This is a genomic window from Pseudomonas sp. Sample_11, from assembly GCF_004307505.1.
GTDB lineage: Bacteria > Pseudomonadota > Gammaproteobacteria > Pseudomonadales > Pseudomonadaceae > Aquipseudomonas > Aquipseudomonas atacamensis.
Window position 1 is genome coordinate 73,564 of record NZ_RCOD01000085.1, and the last position, 17,440, is coordinate 91,003.

General features: G+C 61.6%; 14 protein-coding genes. 7 read left to right on the top strand and 7 right to left on the bottom strand.

Annotated elements, in window-relative coordinates; all coding sequences use genetic code 11:
- The first annotated feature begins 17 nt into the window (after window positions 1–17).
- From pcaH to pcaC, 6 genes are all read left to right on the top strand, one after another.
- Window positions 18–722, top strand: a complete 705-nt coding sequence (gene pcaH / locus D8U60_RS23395; RefSeq protein WP_076566301.1) for a protocatechuate 3,4-dioxygenase subunit beta — start codon at window positions 18–20, stop codon at window positions 720–722.
- Between the two features lies 1 nt (window position 723).
- Window positions 724–1,290, top strand: coding sequence for a protocatechuate 3,4-dioxygenase subunit alpha (pcaG, locus tag D8U60_RS23400; protein ID WP_076566302.1), 567 nt, complete (start codon window positions 724–726; stop codon window positions 1,288–1,290).
- Window positions 1,291–1,552: 262 nt separating this feature from the next.
- Complete coding sequence (locus D8U60_RS23405) at window positions 1,553–2,848, top strand: MFS family transporter (protein WP_130901042.1); 1,296 nt, start codon at window positions 1,553–1,555, stop codon at window positions 2,846–2,848.
- Between the two features lie 45 nt (window positions 2,849–2,893).
- Window positions 2,894–4,258 (top strand): 3-carboxy-cis,cis-muconate cycloisomerase, encoded by a 1,365-nt coding sequence (locus D8U60_RS23410; protein WP_130901043.1) that lies wholly within the window; start codon window positions 2,894–2,896, stop codon window positions 4,256–4,258.
- An 11-nt stretch (window positions 4,259–4,269) separates the two neighbouring features.
- Window positions 4,270–5,061 carry a 3-oxoadipate enol-lactonase gene (pcaD, locus tag D8U60_RS23415; RefSeq protein WP_130901044.1) on the top strand — a complete coding sequence of 264 codons (792 nt, stop codon included), beginning with the start codon at window positions 4,270–4,272 and terminating at the stop codon, window positions 5,059–5,061.
- A 10-nt stretch (window positions 5,062–5,071) separates the two neighbouring features.
- Entirely contained in the window at window positions 5,072–5,464 is a 393-nt protein-coding gene (gene pcaC / locus D8U60_RS23420; RefSeq protein WP_024011942.1) for a 4-carboxymuconolactone decarboxylase, read from the top strand.
- 95 nt (window positions 5,465–5,559) lie between these two features.
- Here pcaC and D8U60_RS23425 read toward each other — a convergent pair whose 3' ends face one another.
- From D8U60_RS23425 to emhA, 5 genes are all read right to left on the bottom strand, one after another.
- Window positions 5,560–6,360, bottom strand: a complete 801-nt coding sequence (locus tag D8U60_RS23425; protein WP_122612590.1) for a methyltransferase domain-containing protein — start codon at window positions 6,358–6,360, stop codon at window positions 5,560–5,562.
- Window positions 6,361–6,634: 274 nt separating this feature from the next.
- Window positions 6,635–7,894 carry an OprD family porin gene (locus D8U60_RS23430; RefSeq protein WP_122700005.1) on the bottom strand — a complete coding sequence of 420 codons (1,260 nt, stop codon included), beginning with the start codon at window positions 7,892–7,894 and terminating at the stop codon, window positions 6,635–6,637.
- Window positions 7,895–8,272: 378 nt separating this feature from the next.
- On the bottom strand, window positions 8,273–9,733 hold the full coding sequence (gene emhC, locus D8U60_RS23435) for an efflux RND transporter outer membrane subunit EmhC (RefSeq protein WP_130901045.1): 1,461 nt from the start codon (window positions 9,731–9,733) through the stop codon (window positions 8,273–8,275).
- Window positions 9,730–12,894 carry an efflux RND transporter permease subunit EmhB gene (gene emhB, locus D8U60_RS23440; RefSeq protein ID WP_110600001.1) on the bottom strand — a complete coding sequence of 1,055 codons (3,165 nt, stop codon included), beginning with the start codon at window positions 12,892–12,894 and terminating at the stop codon, window positions 9,730–9,732. The genes emhC and emhB overlap by 4 nt, the downstream gene beginning before the upstream one ends.
- A 3-nt stretch (window positions 12,895–12,897) precedes the next feature.
- A complete protein-coding gene (emhA, locus tag D8U60_RS23445; protein ID WP_016771331.1) occupies window positions 12,898–14,055 on the bottom strand; it encodes an efflux RND transporter periplasmic adaptor subunit EmhA in 1,158 nt (385 codons plus the stop codon).
- A gap of 266 nt (window positions 14,056–14,321) precedes the next feature.
- Here emhA and emhR point away from each other — a divergent pair, with 266 nt between their 5' ends.
- Entirely contained in the window at window positions 14,322–14,954 is a 633-nt protein-coding gene (gene emhR, locus D8U60_RS23450; protein WP_024011948.1) for an efflux system transcriptional repressor EmhR, read from the top strand.
- 211 nt (window positions 14,955–15,165) lie between these two features.
- Here the strand turns inward: emhR and D8U60_RS23455 are convergent, their stop codons facing one another.
- The gene (locus D8U60_RS23455) at window positions 15,166–16,215 is read right to left on the bottom strand and encodes an alkene reductase (RefSeq protein WP_016771329.1); all 1,050 of its coding nucleotides are present in this window, start codon (window positions 16,213–16,215) and stop codon (window positions 15,166–15,168) included.
- Between the two features lie 31 nt (window positions 16,216–16,246).
- Window positions 16,247–17,413 (bottom strand): MFS transporter, encoded by a 1,167-nt coding sequence (locus D8U60_RS23460; RefSeq protein ID WP_130901046.1) that lies wholly within the window; start codon window positions 17,411–17,413, stop codon window positions 16,247–16,249.
- Between the last annotated feature and the right edge of the window lie 27 nt (window positions 17,414–17,440).

The window sequence follows — 17,440 nt, forward strand, 5'->3', positions numbered from 1 at the left end:
GAACTGAGGAAAGCGAAATGACTGACAAGCCTGGTTACCGTCGCCCACAGGCAGGCACTCAGCCTGACTACCTGCACCCGACGTATCAATCCACCAACCTGCGCTCGCCGTCCAAGCCGTTGGTGCACCTGCCGCACTCGCTGTCGGAAATCACCGGGCCGACCATCGGCGCCGAACACGTTGCCGAGAAGGACAATGACCTCACCGCTCAGCACGACGGCGAGCCGTTGGGCGAGCGCATCATCATTCACGGCCGCGTGCTCGACGAAGACGGCCTGCCGGTGCCGGGGATTCTGGTGGAGATCTGGCAGGCCAATGCCGCCGGCCGCTACAACCATGCCCGCGACCTGCACGACGCGCCGCTGGACCCGAACTTCACCGGCACCGGCCGCACCGTCACCGATGCCGATGGCTGGTACCAGTTCCAGACCATCAAGCCCGGCGCCTATCCTTGGGGCAACCACCACAACGCCTGGCGCCCGGCGCACATCCACTTTTCCCTGTTCGGGCCGAGCATCCTTACGCGTCTGGTCACGCAGATGTACTTCCCCGGCGACCCGCTGCTGGCGTATGACCCGATCTACAACTGCGTGCCGGACACCTCGGCCAAGGAACGCCTGATCGCTGCTTTCGATCTGGAAAAAACCATTCCGTCCTACGCCCTCGGTTACCGCTGGGACATCGTGCTGCGCGGGCGTGAAGCCACGCCGATGGAGAAATAAGATGACGCTCTATGCGACCACGTCCCACACCGTCGGGCCGTATTACCACATCGGCCTGACGTGGCTGAACCGCGAAACCCTGGCCAACGAGCTGACTCTCGGCGAGCGCGTGGCGATCACCGGCCAGGTGGTCGACGGCAACGGCGATGTCGTCAACGATGCCATGCTCGAAGTCTGGCAGGCCAACGCCGCCGGCAAGTACGACCACCCGGAAGATCAGCAGGACAAACCGCTCGATCCGAATTTCGAAGGCTTTGGCCGGGTACCGGTGGACGCTGAAGGGCGCTTCCGTTTCACCACGATCAAACCGGGCACCGTGCCGGGGTTGAAAGGTTCGACCCAGGCGCCGCATCTGGTGGTGCTGGTGTTTGCCCGTGGTCTGGTCAAGCATTTGCTGACGCGGATTTATTTTGAAGGTGAACCGGCGAACGTGGCTGACCCGTTGCTGGAATGTGTGCCGGCGGAGCGTCGTCAAACCTTGCTGGCCAAGGCGGATGCGTCGGGTGTGTACCAGTGGAATGTGGTTCTGCAGGGCACCGATGCCGAGACGGTGTTCTTCGATTATTGAGAGAACACCCCAAATCCCCTGCAGGACAGAGTCCCTGTGGTGAGGGGATTTATCCCCGCTGGGCTGCGAAGCAGCCCCAAAAACCAGTCGGCGCGGTATTCAGATGAACCGCGTGTATCTGATTTGCGAGTGCTTCGCACTCGAGCGGGGATAAATCCCCTCGCCACAAAGGCTGATCCAGACTTGAGTGATGATCCGGTGTGGAACGGGACTGTTGCAAAGTATGTCTAGACTGTGACTGTCCCTATCGAGTGAAAAAACAATGACAACCACCACCTCCCACTACACCGGCGAAGAGCGCAGCAAGCGCATCTTCGCCATCGTCGGCGCTTCCTCCGGCAATCTAGTCGAGTGGTTCGACTTCTACGTCTACGCCTTCTGCGCGATCTATTTCGCCCCGGCGTTTTTCCCCTCCGATAACCCCACCGTGCAACTGGTCAACACCGCTGGCGTATTCGCCGCCGGGTTCCTGATGCGGCCGATTGGTGGCTGGATTTTCGGCCGGGTCGCTGACAAGCACGGGCGCAAGAACTCGATGCTCATCTCGATTCTGATGATGTGCTTCGGCTCGCTGCTGATTGCCTGCCTGCCGACCTACAAGGACATCGGCGTCTGGGCGCCGCTGCTGTTGCTGTTCGCGCGTTTGCTGCAAGGTCTGTCGGTGGGCGGCGAGTACGGCACCACCGCGACCTACATGAGCGAGGTTGCGCTCAAGGGCCAGCGCGGTTTCTTCGCCTCGTTCCAGTACGTGACGCTGATTGGCGGACAACTGCTGGCGGTGTCGCTGGTGGTGGTGCTGCAACAGTTCCTCACTGAAGAAGACCTGCGTGCCTACGGCTGGCGGATTCCGTTCGTGGTCGGTGCGGTGGCGGCGCTGATTTCGCTGTTCCTGCGTCGTTCGCTGAAGGAAACCACCAACGAGGAAACTCGCGCACACAAAGACGCCGGCAGCATCACTGCACTGTTTCGCGATCACAAAGCGGCGTTCATCACCGTCCTCGGTTACACCGCTGGCGGCTCGCTGATTTTCTACACCTTCACCACCTACATGCAGAAATACCTGGTGAACACCGCCGGGATGCACGCCAAGACCGCCAGCTACATCATGACCGGCGCGCTGTTCCTGTATATGTGCATGCAGCCGTTGTTCGGCATGCTCGCCGACAAGATCGGCCGACGTAACTCGATGCTCTGGTTCGGCGCCCTCGGCACGCTGTTCACCGTGCCGATTCTGCTCAGCCTGAAAAGCATCAGCAGCCCGTTCCTCGCCTTCGTGCTGATCACTCTGGCGCTGGCGATTGTCAGCTTCTACACCTCGATCAGCGGTCTGGTAAAAGCCGAGATGTTCCCGCCGGAAGTGCGCGCCCTCGGTGTCGGCCTGGCTTACGCGGTGGCCAATGCAATCTTCGGCGGCTCGGCAGAATTCGTGGCCCTGAGCCTCAAGGCCGGCGGCATGGAAAACGCCTTTTACTGGTACGTCACGGCGATGATGGCGGTGGCCTTCCTGTTCAGCCTGCGTTTGCCCAAGCAGGCGAAGTATCTGCACCACGATCTGTAAACCCATGTGCGCGGGCTGCGAGGCCCGCGCCGGCAAGGACTGTTTATGACTCAGCGACCGGGCAATCAATTGTTCGATGCCTACTTCACCGCCCACGATATGCGCGAAGTGTTCTGCGATCAGGGCCGGGTGCAGGCGATGCTCGATTTCGAAGCGGCTCTGGCCCGGGCCGAGGCGCGGGTCGGGCTGATTCCTGCATCGGCCGTGGCACCGATTGCCGCAGCGTGCGAGGCGGGTCTGTATGACTTCACGGCGCTGGGCGAGGCGATTGCTACGGCCGGCAATTCAGCGATTCCGCTGGTCAAGGCGCTGGGTAAGCAGGTCGCCTCAAGCGATGCCGAAGCCGAGCGCTATGTGCATCTGGGCGCGACCAGCCAGGACGTGATGGATTCCGGGCTGGTCCTGCAATTGCGCCAGGCGCTGGTGCTGATCGAAAACCAACTGGCACAACTGGCCGACTCGCTCGCCGTTCAGGCACAACGTTTCGCTACCACGCCACTGGCCGGGCGCACCTGGCTGCAACATGCCACGCCAGTGACCCTCGGTATGAAAATCGCCGGATGGCTGGGCGCCGTCACGCGCAGCCGTCAGCGTCTACAGGAGCTGAAACCGCGTCTGCTGGTGCTGCAATTTGGTGGCGCCTCCGGCACCCTCGCGGCGCTGGGGGCACAGGCGTTGCCGATCGCTGAGGCCTTGGCCGAAGAGCTGCAACTGACCCTGCCCGAGCAACCGTGGCACACCCAGCGTGATCGCATCGTCGAATTCGGCGCGGTGCTTGGCCTGATCGCCGGCAGCCTCGGCAAATTCGGCCGCGACATCAGCCTGTTGATGCAGACCGAAGCAGCGGAAGTATTCGAGCCTGCGGCACCGGGCAAGGGTGGTTCGTCGACCATGCCGCACAAGCGCAACCCGGTTGGCGCAGCGGTGCTGATCGGCGCGGCCACGCGGGTGCCGGGGCTGGTGTCGACGCTGTTCAGCGCGATGCCGCAGGAACATGAACGCAGCCTTGGTTTGTGGCATGCCGAATGGGAAACCCTGCCGGAAATCTGCTGCCTGGTGTCCGGTTCGCTGCAACAGGCGCGCTTGCTGGCCGACGGTCTGGAAGTCGACGCGGCGCGCATGGCCCGCAACCTCGAACTGACCCAAGGCCTGGTGCTGGCCGAAGCGGTGAGCATCGTCCTTGCCCAACGCGTCGGCCGCGACACCGCGCATCACCTGCTCGAACAATGCTGCAAACGTGCAGTGGCCGAGCAACGTCATTTGCGTGCGGTGCTCGCTGATGAGCCGCAAGTCACTGCCGAACTCAGTGGCGCTGAACTCGATGATCTTCTCAACCCCGCGCATTACCTCGGCCAGGCGCAAGTCTGGGTCGAGCGCGCGGTGGCTGAACACAACGCTTTGACTGTCTGAAGGAGAGGGCTGTGGCTTTCGTTCAACTCGCCGATGGCGAACTGCACTATGAAATTGAGGGCCCGGCGGAGGCGCCGGTGCTGGTGCTGTCCAACTCGCTGGGCACCGACCTGCACATGTGGGACGCGCAAATGCCGGCGTTCACCGAGCATTTCCGCGTGCTGCGTTTCGACACGCGCGGCCATGGGCAATCGCTGGTCACCGAGGGGCCGTACAGCATCGAACAACTCGGTCGCGACGTGCTCGGTCTGCTCGATGCGCTGCACATCGAGCGCGCGCATTTCTGCGGACTGTCGATGGGCGGGCTGATCGGTCAGTGGCTGGGGATCAACGCAGGCCATCGTCTGCACAAACTGATCGTGTGCAACACGGCGGCGAAAATCGGCGATCCGTCGGTATGGAATCCGCGCATCGAAACCGTATTGCGCGATGGCCCGGCGGCGATGGTCGCGCTGCGTGATGCCTCGATTGCGCGCTGGTTTACCCCGGACTTTTCCGCAGCGCATCCCGAGGCGGCGAAGAAGATTACCGACATGCTTGCCGCAACCAATCCACAAGGCTATGCGGCCAACTGCGCGGCTGTGCGCGATGCCGATTTCCGTGAACAACTGGCTTCGATCAACGTGCCGTTGCTGGTGATTGCCGGCAGCGAAGATGCGATGACGCCGCCGTCCGGCGGGCACTTCATCCGCGACCACGTGCGCGGTGCCGAGTACGCCGAGTTCCATGCGGCGCATTTGTCCAACGTGCAGGCCGGTGCCGCTTTCAGCGACCGTGTGCTGGCGTTTCTGCAGGCTCAGTGAGGAAGAATTTGTGGACGAGAAACAACGTTACGACGAAGGCATGCAAGTACGCCGCGCGGTGCTGGGCGATGCCCACGTCGATCGCAGCCTGACCACGCTGACCGAGTTCAACTCGGAATTCCAGGAGATGATCACCCGCCACGCCTGGGGCGACATCTGGACCCGCCCGGGCCTGCCCCGTCATACCCGCAGCCTGATCACCATCGCCATGCTGATCGGCATGAACCGCGAGGGCGAACTGAAACTGCACTTGCGCGCGGCAGCCAACAACGGCGTCAGCCGTGGCGAGATCAAGGAAGTGATCATGCAGAGCGCAATTTACTGCGGCATCCCGGCGGCGAACGCGACGTTTCATCTGGCGGAGTCGGTGTGGGATGAGCTAGGAGTCGAATCCCGGGATTGACGGTTGAAACCGAAAAAGATCGCAGCCTTCGGCAGCTCCTACATTTGGAATGCGTTGCCCTGTAGGAGCTGCCGAAGGCTGCGATCTTTTGCTCTTCAAACCGTGGCGACAATAAATATTCGCTTGAATGCAAACAACGTATGCCCATCCCCCTCTTGCGGATAATGCTCATGCACCCGCATCAGGTAGTGATAGATAAACCGCGCCTGTTCCGCTGAACTCAACGCCTGCATCACCGGCCGCAGCGCCGAGACCTTCACCCAGTCATACACCGGCGACTTGCCGTCAACCACCTGCAACTGCTCGGTCTCCCAGATATCCAGCGACGTAGTCATGGGCGCGAGCAACCGGTAGTAATCCTCCAGTGCCAATAACGGCCGCGCCGCCATGCGCTGGCGTAGTTCAGGTGTGCCCAGTGGTGTGCCACCGGGGCCGCCGTTTTCGAGGGTGTCGAGCATCAGCCGATACCACAGCGCATCGCGCCAGTCCGGCATGTGCGCCGCCAGACAGCCGCCGGGATTCAGATAACCGAGCAGGCGCGGCAGCAGTTTTTCATGGCCTTCGATAAAGTGCAGCACGGCGGCCGCGAACAGCAGATCCGCCGGCTGCTCAGGTTGCCAATCAAGCAGGTCGCAATGTTTCCACAACGCCCGGATCGGCAGGCAGCGTGCCTCATCGAGCATCTGCGCGGAGCTGTCGACGCCCTGCAAATGCGCACGCGGCCAACGCTTGGCCAGCAACTGCGTAGCGATGCCGGTGCCGCAGCCCAGATCGTAAATGCGTTGGGGGTTATGCAGTTCGATACGGTCGAGCAATTCGTTGACCGGACGTTGTCTGAGACGGGAAAACTGTTGGTACGCCTTGGCGTCCCAATCGGTGGTGCGGCGCGTGATCATGAGGTGATCCTCCGGTGATCAAATGGTGTCTTCCGATGACAACCTGGTGCACAGCTGGAGACCGACTACGAAACGGAAGCGTGAAGGGTTGGAGCACCTGAGTCCTTCAGGTTTGCTCACTGTAACTGTCGCCCGCAAAAGCGCTACATGGCCTGACCAATGGCACAAATCCCTCATGCAGGAGCTGCCGCAGGCTGCGATCTTTTGATCTTGTGGTTAAGAAATCAAAATCAAAAGATCGCAGCCTTCGGCAGCTCCTACACATGATCGGTGGTTAAAGCAGGCTGATCGGGTAGCTGACGATCAGGCGATTTTCATCGAACTCGTTGTTGCTGAAGTCGCGGCGCATGGTCGAGTTGCGCCATCTGACGTTCAAATCCTTCAAAGTGCCGCTCTGCACCGTGTAACCCAGTTCCGATTCGCGGCCCCATTCCTTGCCGTCGGTGATTGTCCCGGTGTGCACGTTGTCGCCGCTGATGTAGCGGTTCATCAGGGTCAGGCCGGGGATGCCCATGGCGGCGAAGTTGTAGTCGTGGCGCAGCTGCCAGGAGCGTTCCTGAGCGTTGTCATAACTGGCGTTGTAGCTGTCGTTGGCCAGCGTGCCGCCACTGGTGCCGTTGACGCGCATCCACGCGCTGTCGCCGGTCAGTTTCTGCAAGCCGAGGTAGAACGTGTTGCCGCCGTACTTGGCCGAAAACATGCCGTACCAGGTCTTGTTGTCCAGGTCGCCGGCACGCGCGCTGCCATCTTCCTTGCCGTAGAAAACGCCGAGGTTGGCGCCCAGCGTCCAGTCGCCGAGCGGCTGGCTGTGCAACACGTTGAGGTACTGCTGGCTGTAGATGTCCTTGAGCTGCGCGTTCCACAGGCCGATCTGCGTGCGCTTGTCGTTGAACAGGTATTCGCCGCCCTGGAAGTTGAAACGATCAGAGGTGAACGCGGCTTTGCCGGTCATCGACATGTCGCTCATGCTGCTGTCGTCGCGCGGGCTGTTGGCGCGGAACTGGCCGCCATAGAGGGTCAGGCCGGCGATTTCCTTGGAGGTGATCTGGCCGCCACGGAAGGTTTGCGGCAGCGAGCGACCGTCGTCCGAACGCAGAATCGGCAGCACCGGCATCCACTCGCCGACCTTGACCTCGGTCTGGGAAAGTCTGGCCTTGAACGCGACGTTGGTGCGGCCGAAGTTGTCCGCCGGGCGACCGTCATGGTCCAGCGGCAACAGCTGCGTACCGCCCGTGCCTTTGCCGCCATCAAGCTTGACCGAATACAGCCCGAGCACGTCCATGCCGAAACCGACCGTGCCTTGGGTGAAGCCGGATTTGGCGTCGAGGATGAAACTCTGCGTCCACTCTTCAGCCTTGCCCTGGGTTTTGGTCGGGTTGGTGAAGTTGCGGTTGATATAGAAGTTGCGCAGATTGAGGTTGACCTTGGCGCCTTCAACGAAGCCGCCTTCTTCGGCGCTTGCCGGCAGGGCCAGACCGGCGATGGCCAGGGCGATCACAGCGGGCAATGTGTAGGGCACAGGGAAAACTGTCATGGACTTGGGTCTCTCTTGTTTTTTTAGGGCGAACGGGTGCGCTGCGGCCGGTTTTCGGGGTGCAGACTTGGAAAGTATTCAGGGGTGAAACGATGGCAATCAGCCGGACGGGGCAGGGCGCGGGAGCATGGTGTCGAACCTGTTGTTATTGGTTTTGTGGAGCGAATGGTGCGGGGGGCGGATGTTGGGATTCAATTGGGTAAAGCGGGTTTTGGGCGATTATCGAACAGCATTGAAGATCAAAAGATCGCAGCCTTCGGCAGCTCCTACAGGGCAACGCATTTCAAATGTAGGAGCTGCCGAAGGCTGCGATCTTTTGATTCTCAGGCAACAAAAAGCCCACCAATCGGTGGGCTCCTTGTATTCAGCCGATGATGATCAGAACAGCTTCATCTTCGGCGCTTCTTCTTTCAGCGCTTCGTTCTGCGCGGTCTGCGCATTCCAGCCACCGCCCAGGGCCTTGTACAGGTTGACCGCACTGGTCAGCTGCGCGAGGCGGTCGGTGATCAACGATTGTTGTGCGCTGAACAACTGACGCTGGGCATCGAGGAAGGTCAGGTTGCTGTCGACGCCGATGCGGTAGCGACGTTCGGCCAGGCGGTAGTAATCCTGGTTGGCCTGCACGAAGTCACGCTGCGCTTGCAGCTGCTCGGTGTAGGTCTGGCGGGCGGCAAGGCCGTCGGCGACTTCCTGGAAGGCGGTCTGAATGGACTTCTCGTAGTTCGCCACGCCAATGTCCTTCTGGATCTTGGCGTAGTCGAGGCTGGCGCGCAGGCTGCCGGCGTTGAAGATCGGCAGGTCGATCTGCGGCTGGAACAGCCACGTCCCCGAGCCACCCTTGAACAGACCGGACAGATCCGGGCTCAGGCTGCCCGCGTTGGCGGTCAGGCTGATGCTCGGGAAGAACGCTGCACGCGCCGCGCCGATGTTGGCGTTGGCGGCTTTCAGGTTGTACTCGGCCTGCAGAATGTCCGGACGACGTTGCAGCAGGTCCGAAGGCAGACCGGCCGGTACGTCGCTGAGCAGATCATCAGACAGCGGTTTGGCTGCTTGCAGATTGGCCGGAATACCGGTGCCGAGCAGCAGGGTCAGGCTGTTTTCGTCCTGTGCGACCTGGCGGGTATAACGCGCCAGTTGCGCCCGGGCGTTTTCCACCGAGGTACGCGACTGTGCCAGATCCAGCGCCGAAGCCACACCGACTTCGTTGCTGCGGCTGGTCAATTTGTAGCTTTCTTCGAAGGCACCGAGGGTGTCCTGCGTCAGCTTGAGCAGTTCCTTGTCCGCCTGCCAGGTCAGGTAGGCATTGGCGACGTTGGCGACCAGACTGATCTGCGTACTGCGGCGTGCTTCTTCAGTAGCGAAGTACTGTTGCAGCGCTTGCTCGCTCAGGCTGCGCACCCGACCGAACAGGTCGAGTTCGTAGGCGCTGACGCCGACGGTGGCGGAATACGAACTGCTGATCATCGACTCGCCGGTCTGCGAGGCACGGGCCGGCAGACGCTGGCGGCTGCCGGCGGCATTGGCCGACACTGCCGGGAACAGGTCGGCGCGCTGGATGCGGTACTGCGCCGCGTAAGCGTCGATGTTCAGCGCCGCGACACGCAGGTCGCGGTTGTTTTCCAGGGCGACCTGGATCAGCTGTTGCAGAGCCGGGTCATGGAAAAACTGCTTCCAGCCCTGTTCGGCAGCGGCTTGCGCCGGAGCCTGGGCCGGCGAGTACGCCGGCCCCTGCGGGTACTGGCCTGCGACCGGAGCCTCAGGCTGCTGATAGTCAGGTATCAGCGAGCAACCGCTCAGCACGAAGGCGGCGACTGCGATGGAGAGTAGCGACTTGCTCATTGGCCAGCCTCTTTAGGAGTTTCAGTAGTGTCATCCGCGTCGGTCTTTTTGCGCTGACCGATGGACGACACAGTAACGAAGAACAGTGGGACCCAGAAGATCGCCAGGATCGTGGCCGTGAGCATACCGCCAATCACGCCGGTACCGATCGCGTGCTGACTGCCTGAACCGGCGCCGGTGGAGATCGCCAGCGGTACCACACCGAGGACGAAGGCCAGCGAGGTCATGATGATCGGGCGCAGACGCATGCGGCAGGCTTCAATCGCCGCTTCACGCAGGCTGCGTCCCTGTTCATGCAGTTCCTTGGCGAATTCGACGATCAGAATGGCGTTTTTAGCCGCCAGACCGATGGTCGTCAACAAGCCCACCTGGAAGTACACGTCGTTGGACAGACCGCGCAGGCTGGTAGCCATCAGTGCACCGATGATCCCCAGCGGTACCACGAGCATGACCGCGATCGGAATCGACCAGCTCTCATACAGCGCCGCCAGACACAGGAACACCATCAGCAGCGACAGGGCGTACAGCGCTGGCGCTTGCGAGCCGGACAGACGTTCCTCGTAGGACAGACCGGTCCAGGAGATACCGACACCGGACGGCAGCTTCTTGGCAATCGCTTCGACTTCAGCCATCGCTTCACCGGTGGAGTAGCCCGGCGCCGGAGCCCCGAGGACCTCGACCGCTTCCACACCGTTGTAGCGCGCCAGCTTCGGCGAACCGTAGACCCACTCGCCCTTGGCGAACGCCGAGAACGGAACCATGGTGCCTTCGGCGTTGCGCACGTACCACTTCTTCAGGTCTTCGGGGCTCATGCGCGAGTCCGGCTGGCCCTGCACATACACCTTCTTCACCCGACCACGGTCGATGAAGTCGTTGACGTAGCTACTGCCCAGCGCGATCGACAGGGTGTTGTTGATGTCGCTGATGGTGATGCCGAGGGCACTGGCCTTCTCGTCGTCGATTTCCAGCTGGAACTGCGGCTCGTCGTTCAGGCCGTTCGGACGCACCTGGGTCAGCACCTTGCTTTGCGCCGCCATGCCGAGGAACTGGTTGCGCGCTTCCATCAGTTTTTCGTGACCGATACCGGCGCGGTCCTGCAGGAACACGTCGAAACCGGTGGCGTTACCCAATTCCAGAACCGCTGGCGGGGCGAAGGCAAACACCATCGCGTCGCGGAAACTGAAGAAGTGTTGCTGGGCACGCGCAGCGAGGTTGAACACGCTGTTGTCGGCGTTACGTTCGCCCCACGGCTTGAGCATGATGAACGCCATACCCGAGCTCTGGCCACGGCCGGCGAAGTTGAAGCCGGTCACGGTAAACACCGAAGCCACCGCGTCCGCCTCACCGCCGTCCTTGTTCGGACGCAGCAGGTACTCACGCATTTCATCCACCACCACCTGCGTGCGCTGGGCACTGGAACCGGCCGGGGTCTGCACCTGAGCGAACAGTACGCCCTGGTCTTCTTCCGGCAGGAACGCGGTCGGGATGCGGGTGAACAGCCAGATCATGCCCACGACGATCAGCAGATACGCCAGCAGATACGGCGCCTTGCGGGTCAGCATGTTGCCGACGCCGCGCTCGTAGCTGCGTACGCCACGGTCGAAATTGCGGTTGAACCAGCCGAAGAAACCTTTCTTCGGGGTGCCGTGCTCGCCTTTCGGAATCGGCTTGAGCATGGTTGCGCAAAGCGCCGGGGTGAAGATCAGGGCAACCAGTACCGACAGGGCCATGGCCGACACGATGGTGATCGAGAACTGCTTGTAGATCACACCCGTGGAACCACTGAAGAACGCCATCGGCAGCAGTACCGCCGAGAGCACGAGGGCGATACCGACCAGTGCACCCTGGATCTGGCCCATGGATTTTTTTGTCGCTTCCTTCGGTGACAAGCCTTCTTCGCTCATCACCCGCTCGACGTTTTCCACCACGACGATGGCGTCGTCCACCAGCAGACCGATGGCCAGCACCATGCCGAACATGGTCAGGGTGTTGATGCTGAAACCGGCGGCGGCGAGGATGCCGAATGTACCGAGCAGTACCACGGGCACGGTCATCGTGGTGATGACGGTGGCGCGGAAGTTCTGCAGGAACAGGAACATCACCAGGAACACCAGCGCGATCGCTTCGACCAGCGTGTGCACCACGCCTTTGATCGACTCGGTCACCACCGGGGTGGTGTCATACGGGAACACCACTTCCATGCCTTGCGGGAAGAACGGCTTGAGGCTGTCGATGGTGTTGCGCAGCGCTTTGGCGGTATCGAGGGCGTTGGCGCCGTTGGCCAGTTTCACCGCCAGACCGGAAGCCGGGCTGCCGTTGAACTGGGCGCTGATCGCGTAGTTCTCACCGCCGAGGCCGACTTCAGCCACGTCTTTGAGGCGAACCTGCGAACCGTCCTTGTTGACCTTGAGCAGGATTTCCTTGAACTGCTCAGCGGTCTGCAGACGGGTCTTGCCGATGATCGTCGCGTTCAGTTGCTGGCCCTGCACGGCAGGCAAGCCACCGAGCTGACCGGACGACACCTGGACGTTCTGCGCGGCAATGGCGTTTTTCACGTCGACCGGGGTCAGGTTGAAGTTGTTCAACTTGGCCGGGTCGAGCCAGATACGCATCGCGTACTGCGCACCGAAGACCTGGAAGTCACCGACACCGGCGGTGCGCGAGATCGGGTCCTGCATGTTCGACACGATGTAGTTGGACAGGTCGTCCTTGGTCATGCTGCCGTCACGCGACACCACGCCGATCACCAGCAGGAAGTTCTTCACTGCCTTGGTCACGCGGATACCCTGTTGCTGCACTTCCTGCGGCAGCAGCGGGGTGGCCAGGTTCAGCTTGTTCTGGACCTGGACCTGCGCGGTGTCGGAGTTGGTGCCTTGCTCGAAGGTCGCGGTGATGGTCATGCTGCCGTCGGAGTTACTTTCCGACGACACATAACGCAGGTTGTCGATACCGTTGAGCTGTTGCTCGATGACCTGCACCACGGTGTCCTGCACGGTTTGTGCGGACGCGCCTGGGTAGGTCACCTGAATCGCAATGGCCGGTGGCGCAATGCTCGGGTATTGGTTGATCGGCAATTTCAGGATCGAAAGTGCCCCGACCAGCATGATCACCAGGGCGATTACCCAGGCGAAAATCGGACGGTCGATGAAGAATTTTGACATGGGTTACTCCCCTTTGCCGCCGGCGGCTTTGTCAGCTGCCTGTGCGGGGGCCGGGTTCTTGGTGCCGACGTTAGTCGCTTCGGTCGCTTTGACCTCGACGCCCGGTTTGACGTACTGCAGTCCTTCGGTGATCAGACGATCGCCGGCTTTCAGGCCGTCTTCGATCAGCCACTGGCTGCCGACGGTGCGGCTGGCCTTGAGCTGACGCAGCTCGACCTTGTTGTCGGCGCCGACGACCAGTGCGGTCGGGGTGCCTTTGAGGTCGCGGGTCACGCCTTGTTGCGGCGCGAGGATCGCTGCGCTGTTGACGCCGGCTTGCAGCTGGGCGTGAACGAACATGCCTGGCAGCAGGGTGTGATCCGGGTTCGGGAACACCGCGCGCAGGGTCACCGAGCCGGTGGTCTGGTCAACCGAAACTTCGGAGAATTCCAGCTTGCCGTCGAGCTTGTACTGGCTGCCGTCTTCCAGGGTCAGCTTGACCGCAGCGGCGTTGTCGCCGGCCTTCTGCAGACGGCCGCTTTCCAGTTCGCGGCGCAGTTCCAGCAGTTCCACCGACGACTGGGTCACGTCGACGTAGATCGGGTCGAGCTGCTGAATCACTGCCATTGCATCGGCCTGACCATTGCTGACCAGTGCGCCTTCGGTGACCGAAGAACGGCCGATGCGGCCGGAAATCGGCGCGTAGACTTTGGTGTAGCGCACGTTGATCTGCGCGCTCTGCAACGATGCTTCCGATTGCAGGCGGTTGGCCAGTGCGGTGTCGTATTCCTGACGGCTCACGGCTTGTTCGTCGACCAGTTGCTTGTAGCGGTCGGAAATCGACTTGGTCGAACGCAGCTCGGCTTCGGCGCTTTTCAGCGTAGCTTCATAGACCGACGGATCGATCTGATACAGCTGCTGGCCGGCTTTGACGTCGGCGCCTTCCTTGAACAGACGCTTGAGGATAATGCCGTTGACCTGCGGGCGAACTTCCGCGATGCGGAACGCACTGGTGCGGCCCGGAAGTTCCGAGGTCAGGGTAAAGGCTTGTGGTTGCAGGGTGACGACGCCGACCTGAGGAGGCGGAGCGGCTGGGGCCGCTTCTTCCTTTTTACATCCGCTGAGCAGCGATGCCAGGGCGACGGCAGTGACCAGAGCGGTAACAGCTGGCTTGAATTGCATGAAGATCCTCGGGTCAGGCGCGCAAGAAGCGCACAAGAAGTGTGAAAGAGTAAAAATCGGGCACCGGGTGGATAAGTAGCTTGCTAAGTAATATACTTACGTTCATGGTTGTTTGTAAACACCTGCGCCGCGTACCCACCCTGATACAAAAGTCGTCGCAAGGTTTGAAATTGTAGGCCGGGGAGCCGATTCACGAGAGATCGCCCCCTCTTTATTCAGCGGATATTCAGCCATCCCTGAAACATCCTGTTTGAGGTTTTACTGCCATGGTCCGTCGTACCAAAGAGGAAGCTCAGGAAACCCGCAGCCAGATCCTGGAAGCGGCCGAGAAAGCCTTCTATGAAAGGGGGGTTGCCCGCACCACCCTGGCGGACATCGCGACCCTCGCCGGCGTGACGCGTGGCGCCATCTACTGGCATTTCAGCAATAAGGCCGACCTGGTCCAGGCCATGCTCGACAGCCTGCACGAACCGCTGGATGAACTGGCCAAGGCCAGCGAAAGCGAGGACGAACCGGACCCGCTGGGCTGCATGCGGCAGTTGCTGATTCATTTGTTTCATCAAGTTGCACTGGACCCGAAAACCCGGCGCATCAACGAAATTCTGTTTCATAAGTGCGAATTCACCGATGAAATGTGCGATCTGCGCCAGCAGCGCCGGACGGCCAGTCTCGATTGCAACGTGCGCATCGGCCTGACCCTGCGTAATGCGGTGAATCGCGGCCAGTTGCCGGAAGATCTCGACACTGCCCGCGCGGCCATCAGCATTCATGCCTACATCGACGGCCTGCTGTACGGCTGGCTGCTGGCCCCGGACAGCTTCGAACTGCACGCCGAGGCTGAACGCTGGGTCGACACCGGGCTGGACATGCTGCGCCTGAGCCCAAGCCTGCGCAAATGAAACAAAATGCGCAATTGCCCGGCAGGATGTCAATCAGCCGCCATGGCTGATGATCGCGGCGGGGAGTTTAAACGTAGCGAGTCGTGGATTTTGTAGGGAAATTGTGTCGCTGTTGTGAAACGGTGTTCGCTGGCTCTTACCCTGCGCCAACAGCAAAAAGCCCCAGACTCTCACAAGTCCGGGGCTTTTTCATTTCTGCGCTACAGCCTGATTACAAGGTCGGATAGTCGATATAACCGACCGGACCCTTGCCGTAGAAAGTCTCCGGATGCGGCTCGTTCAACGGCGCATCGGCCTGCAAACGGGCCGGCAGATCCGGGTTGGCAATGAACGGCACGCCGAACGCGACCGCGTCTGCCTTACCGCTGGCCAGCCACTCATTGGCGCTTTCCTTGGTGAACTTCTCGTTGGCAATGTACGGGCCACCGAACGCTTCTTTCAATTGCGGGCCGAGGCTGTCCGCGCCTTCTTTTTCGCGCGAGCAGATGAACGCGATGCCACGCTTGCCCAGTTCACGGGCGACGTAGGTGAAGGTCTCGGCAAGGTTGTCATCGCCCATGTCGTGGGAGTCGGCACGCGGTGCCAGGTGCACACCAACGCGGCCAGCGCCCCAGACTTCGATCGCGGCGTCGGTCACTTCCAGCAGCAGGCGCGCACGGTTTTCCAGCGAGCCGCCGTACTGGTCGGTACGCTGGTTGGTGCTGCTTTGCAGGAACTGGTCGAGCAGGTAGCCGTTGGCGCCGTGGATTTCCACGCCGTCGAAACCGGCGGCCTTGGCGTTCTCGGCACCGGTGCGGTAGGCGTCGACGATGTCGGCGATTTCAGCAGTTTCCAGAGCGCGCGGCGTTGGGTAGTCGGCCAGTGGGCGCACCAGGCTGACGTGGCCCTTTGGCTGGATGGCGCTTGGCGCAACCGGTGCTTCACCGTTCAGGTACGAAGGGTGAGAAATGCGGCCAACGTGCCACAGTTGCAGGAAGATCTTGCCGCCGGCGCCGTGAATCGCCTTGGTCACGTTGGCCCAGCCACGCACTTGATCGTTGGACCAGATGCCCGGGGTGTCCGGGTAGCCGACGCCCATCGGCGTTACCGAAGTGGCTTCGCTGAGGATCAGGCCGGCCGAGGCGCGTTGTACGTAGTATTCGGCCATCAGCGCGTTCGGCACACGGCCTTCGTCGGCGCGGCAGCGGGTCAGCGGGGCCATGATGATGCGGTTGTTCAGCTCGATATCGCCGAGTTTGATCGGGTCGAAAATAGTCGCCATGTCTAAAAGCCTCTCTTGATAAGGAAGTTGATCAGTTGGAAGCAGGCGCCAGCTCGGCATTGCCGTTCTGGCGGAAAGTAATCAGGGTCACCAGCAGGGCAAGCACGGCCAGCGCGGCGGCGGCCAGTGGCACGCTGGTCAGGCCGTAGCCGTGGGCGATGACGCTGCCGCCGACCCAGGCGCCGAGGGCGTTGCCAACGTTGAAGGCGCCGATGTTCAGGGTCGAAACTAGGTTCGGTGCAGCCTTGCCGAAGGTCACCACGTTGACTTGCAGCGCCGGCACAGCGGCGAAACAGGCGGTGGCCCAGAGGAACAGGGTGATTTCAGTCGGGATCAGCGCAACGCTGGTCCAGCTCAGCACCGTGGATACCACGGCCATGGCGATGAACACGCCGATCAGCGTGGCGGCCATGCCTTTGTCGGCGAGTTTGCCGCCGATGATGTTGCCGACCGTCAGACCGAGGCCGATGAGCATCAGCGTCCAGGTCACGCCACGCGGCGACACACCGGTGACTTCACCGAGCAGTGGGGCGACGTAGGTGAACAGGGTGAACACCGAAGCGGCGAACAGCGCGGTCATGCTCAGCGACAGCCAGATGCCGGCGCCTTTGAGGGCGGCCAGTTCGGCGCGCATGTCGAGTTTCTCTTCGTCACGCTTGGCCGGCAGAAAGCGGATCAGGCCGATCAGCGCGATCACACCGATGACGGTTACCGCCCAGAAGGTCGAACGCCAGCCGGCTTCCTGACCCAATGCGGTGCCCAGCGGTACGCCGAGCACGTTGGCCAGGGTCAGACCGGTGAACATCAACGCGACCGCCGAGGCACGTTTGTTTGGCGCGACCAGATTGGCCGCTACTACCGAGCCGATGCCGAAGAATGCACCGTAGCACAAAGCGGTGACTACCCGGGCAAACATCAGCACGTTGTAGTCGCTGGCGATGGCGCAGAGCAGGTTGCCGACAATGAAGATGCCCATCAACGCCACCAGCGCGGCCTTGCGCGGCAGCTTCGCGGTGGCCAGCGCCATGAACGGAGCACCGATTGCCACGCCCAGGGCGTAACCGGTGACCAGCCAGCCGGCGCCTGGAATCGACACACCGAGGTCCGCCGCCACGTCGGGCAGCAGGCCCATGATGACGAACTCGGTGGTGCCGATGGCGAAGGCGCTCAGGGCGAGGATGAGAAGCGAAAGGGGCATGCAGGTTTCCTTGTCGGCTGGCTGACG

Bases quoted from the DNA above. Each gene is read 5' to 3' on its own strand.
- pcaH (WP_076566301.1), top strand. From the start codon at position 18: ATGACTGACAAGCCTGGTTACCGTCGCCCACAGGCAGGCACTCAGCCT.
- pcaG (WP_076566302.1), top strand. From the start codon at position 724: ATGACGCTCTATGCGACCACGTCCCACACCGTCGGGCCGTATTACCAC.
- D8U60_RS23405 (WP_130901042.1), top strand. From the start codon at position 1,553: ATGACAACCACCACCTCCCACTACACCGGCGAAGAGCGCAGCAAGCGC.
- D8U60_RS23410 (WP_130901043.1), top strand. From the start codon at position 2,894: ATGACTCAGCGACCGGGCAATCAATTGTTCGATGCCTACTTCACCGCC.
- D8U60_RS23425 (WP_122612590.1), bottom strand. From the start codon at position 6,360: ATGATCACGCGCCGCACCACCGATTGGGACGCCAAGGCGTACCAACAG.
- D8U60_RS23430 (WP_122700005.1), bottom strand. From the start codon at position 7,894: ATGACAGTTTTCCCTGTGCCCTACACATTGCCCGCTGTGATCGCCCTG.
- emhC (WP_130901045.1), bottom strand. From the start codon at position 9,733: ATGAGCAAGTCGCTACTCTCCATCGCAGTCGCCGCCTTCGTGCTGAGC.
- emhB (WP_110600001.1), bottom strand. From the start codon at position 12,894: ATGTCAAAATTCTTCATCGACCGTCCGATTTTCGCCTGGGTAATCGCC.
- emhA (WP_016771331.1), bottom strand. From the start codon at position 14,055: ATGCAATTCAAGCCAGCTGTTACCGCTCTGGTCACTGCCGTCGCCCTG.
- emhR (WP_024011948.1), top strand. From the start codon at position 14,322: ATGGTCCGTCGTACCAAAGAGGAAGCTCAGGAAACCCGCAGCCAGATC.
- D8U60_RS23455 (WP_016771329.1), bottom strand. From the start codon at position 16,215: ATGGCGACTATTTTCGACCCGATCAAACTCGGCGATATCGAGCTGAAC.
- D8U60_RS23460 (WP_130901046.1), bottom strand. From the start codon at position 17,413: ATGCCCCTTTCGCTTCTCATCCTCGCCCTGAGCGCCTTCGCCATCGGC.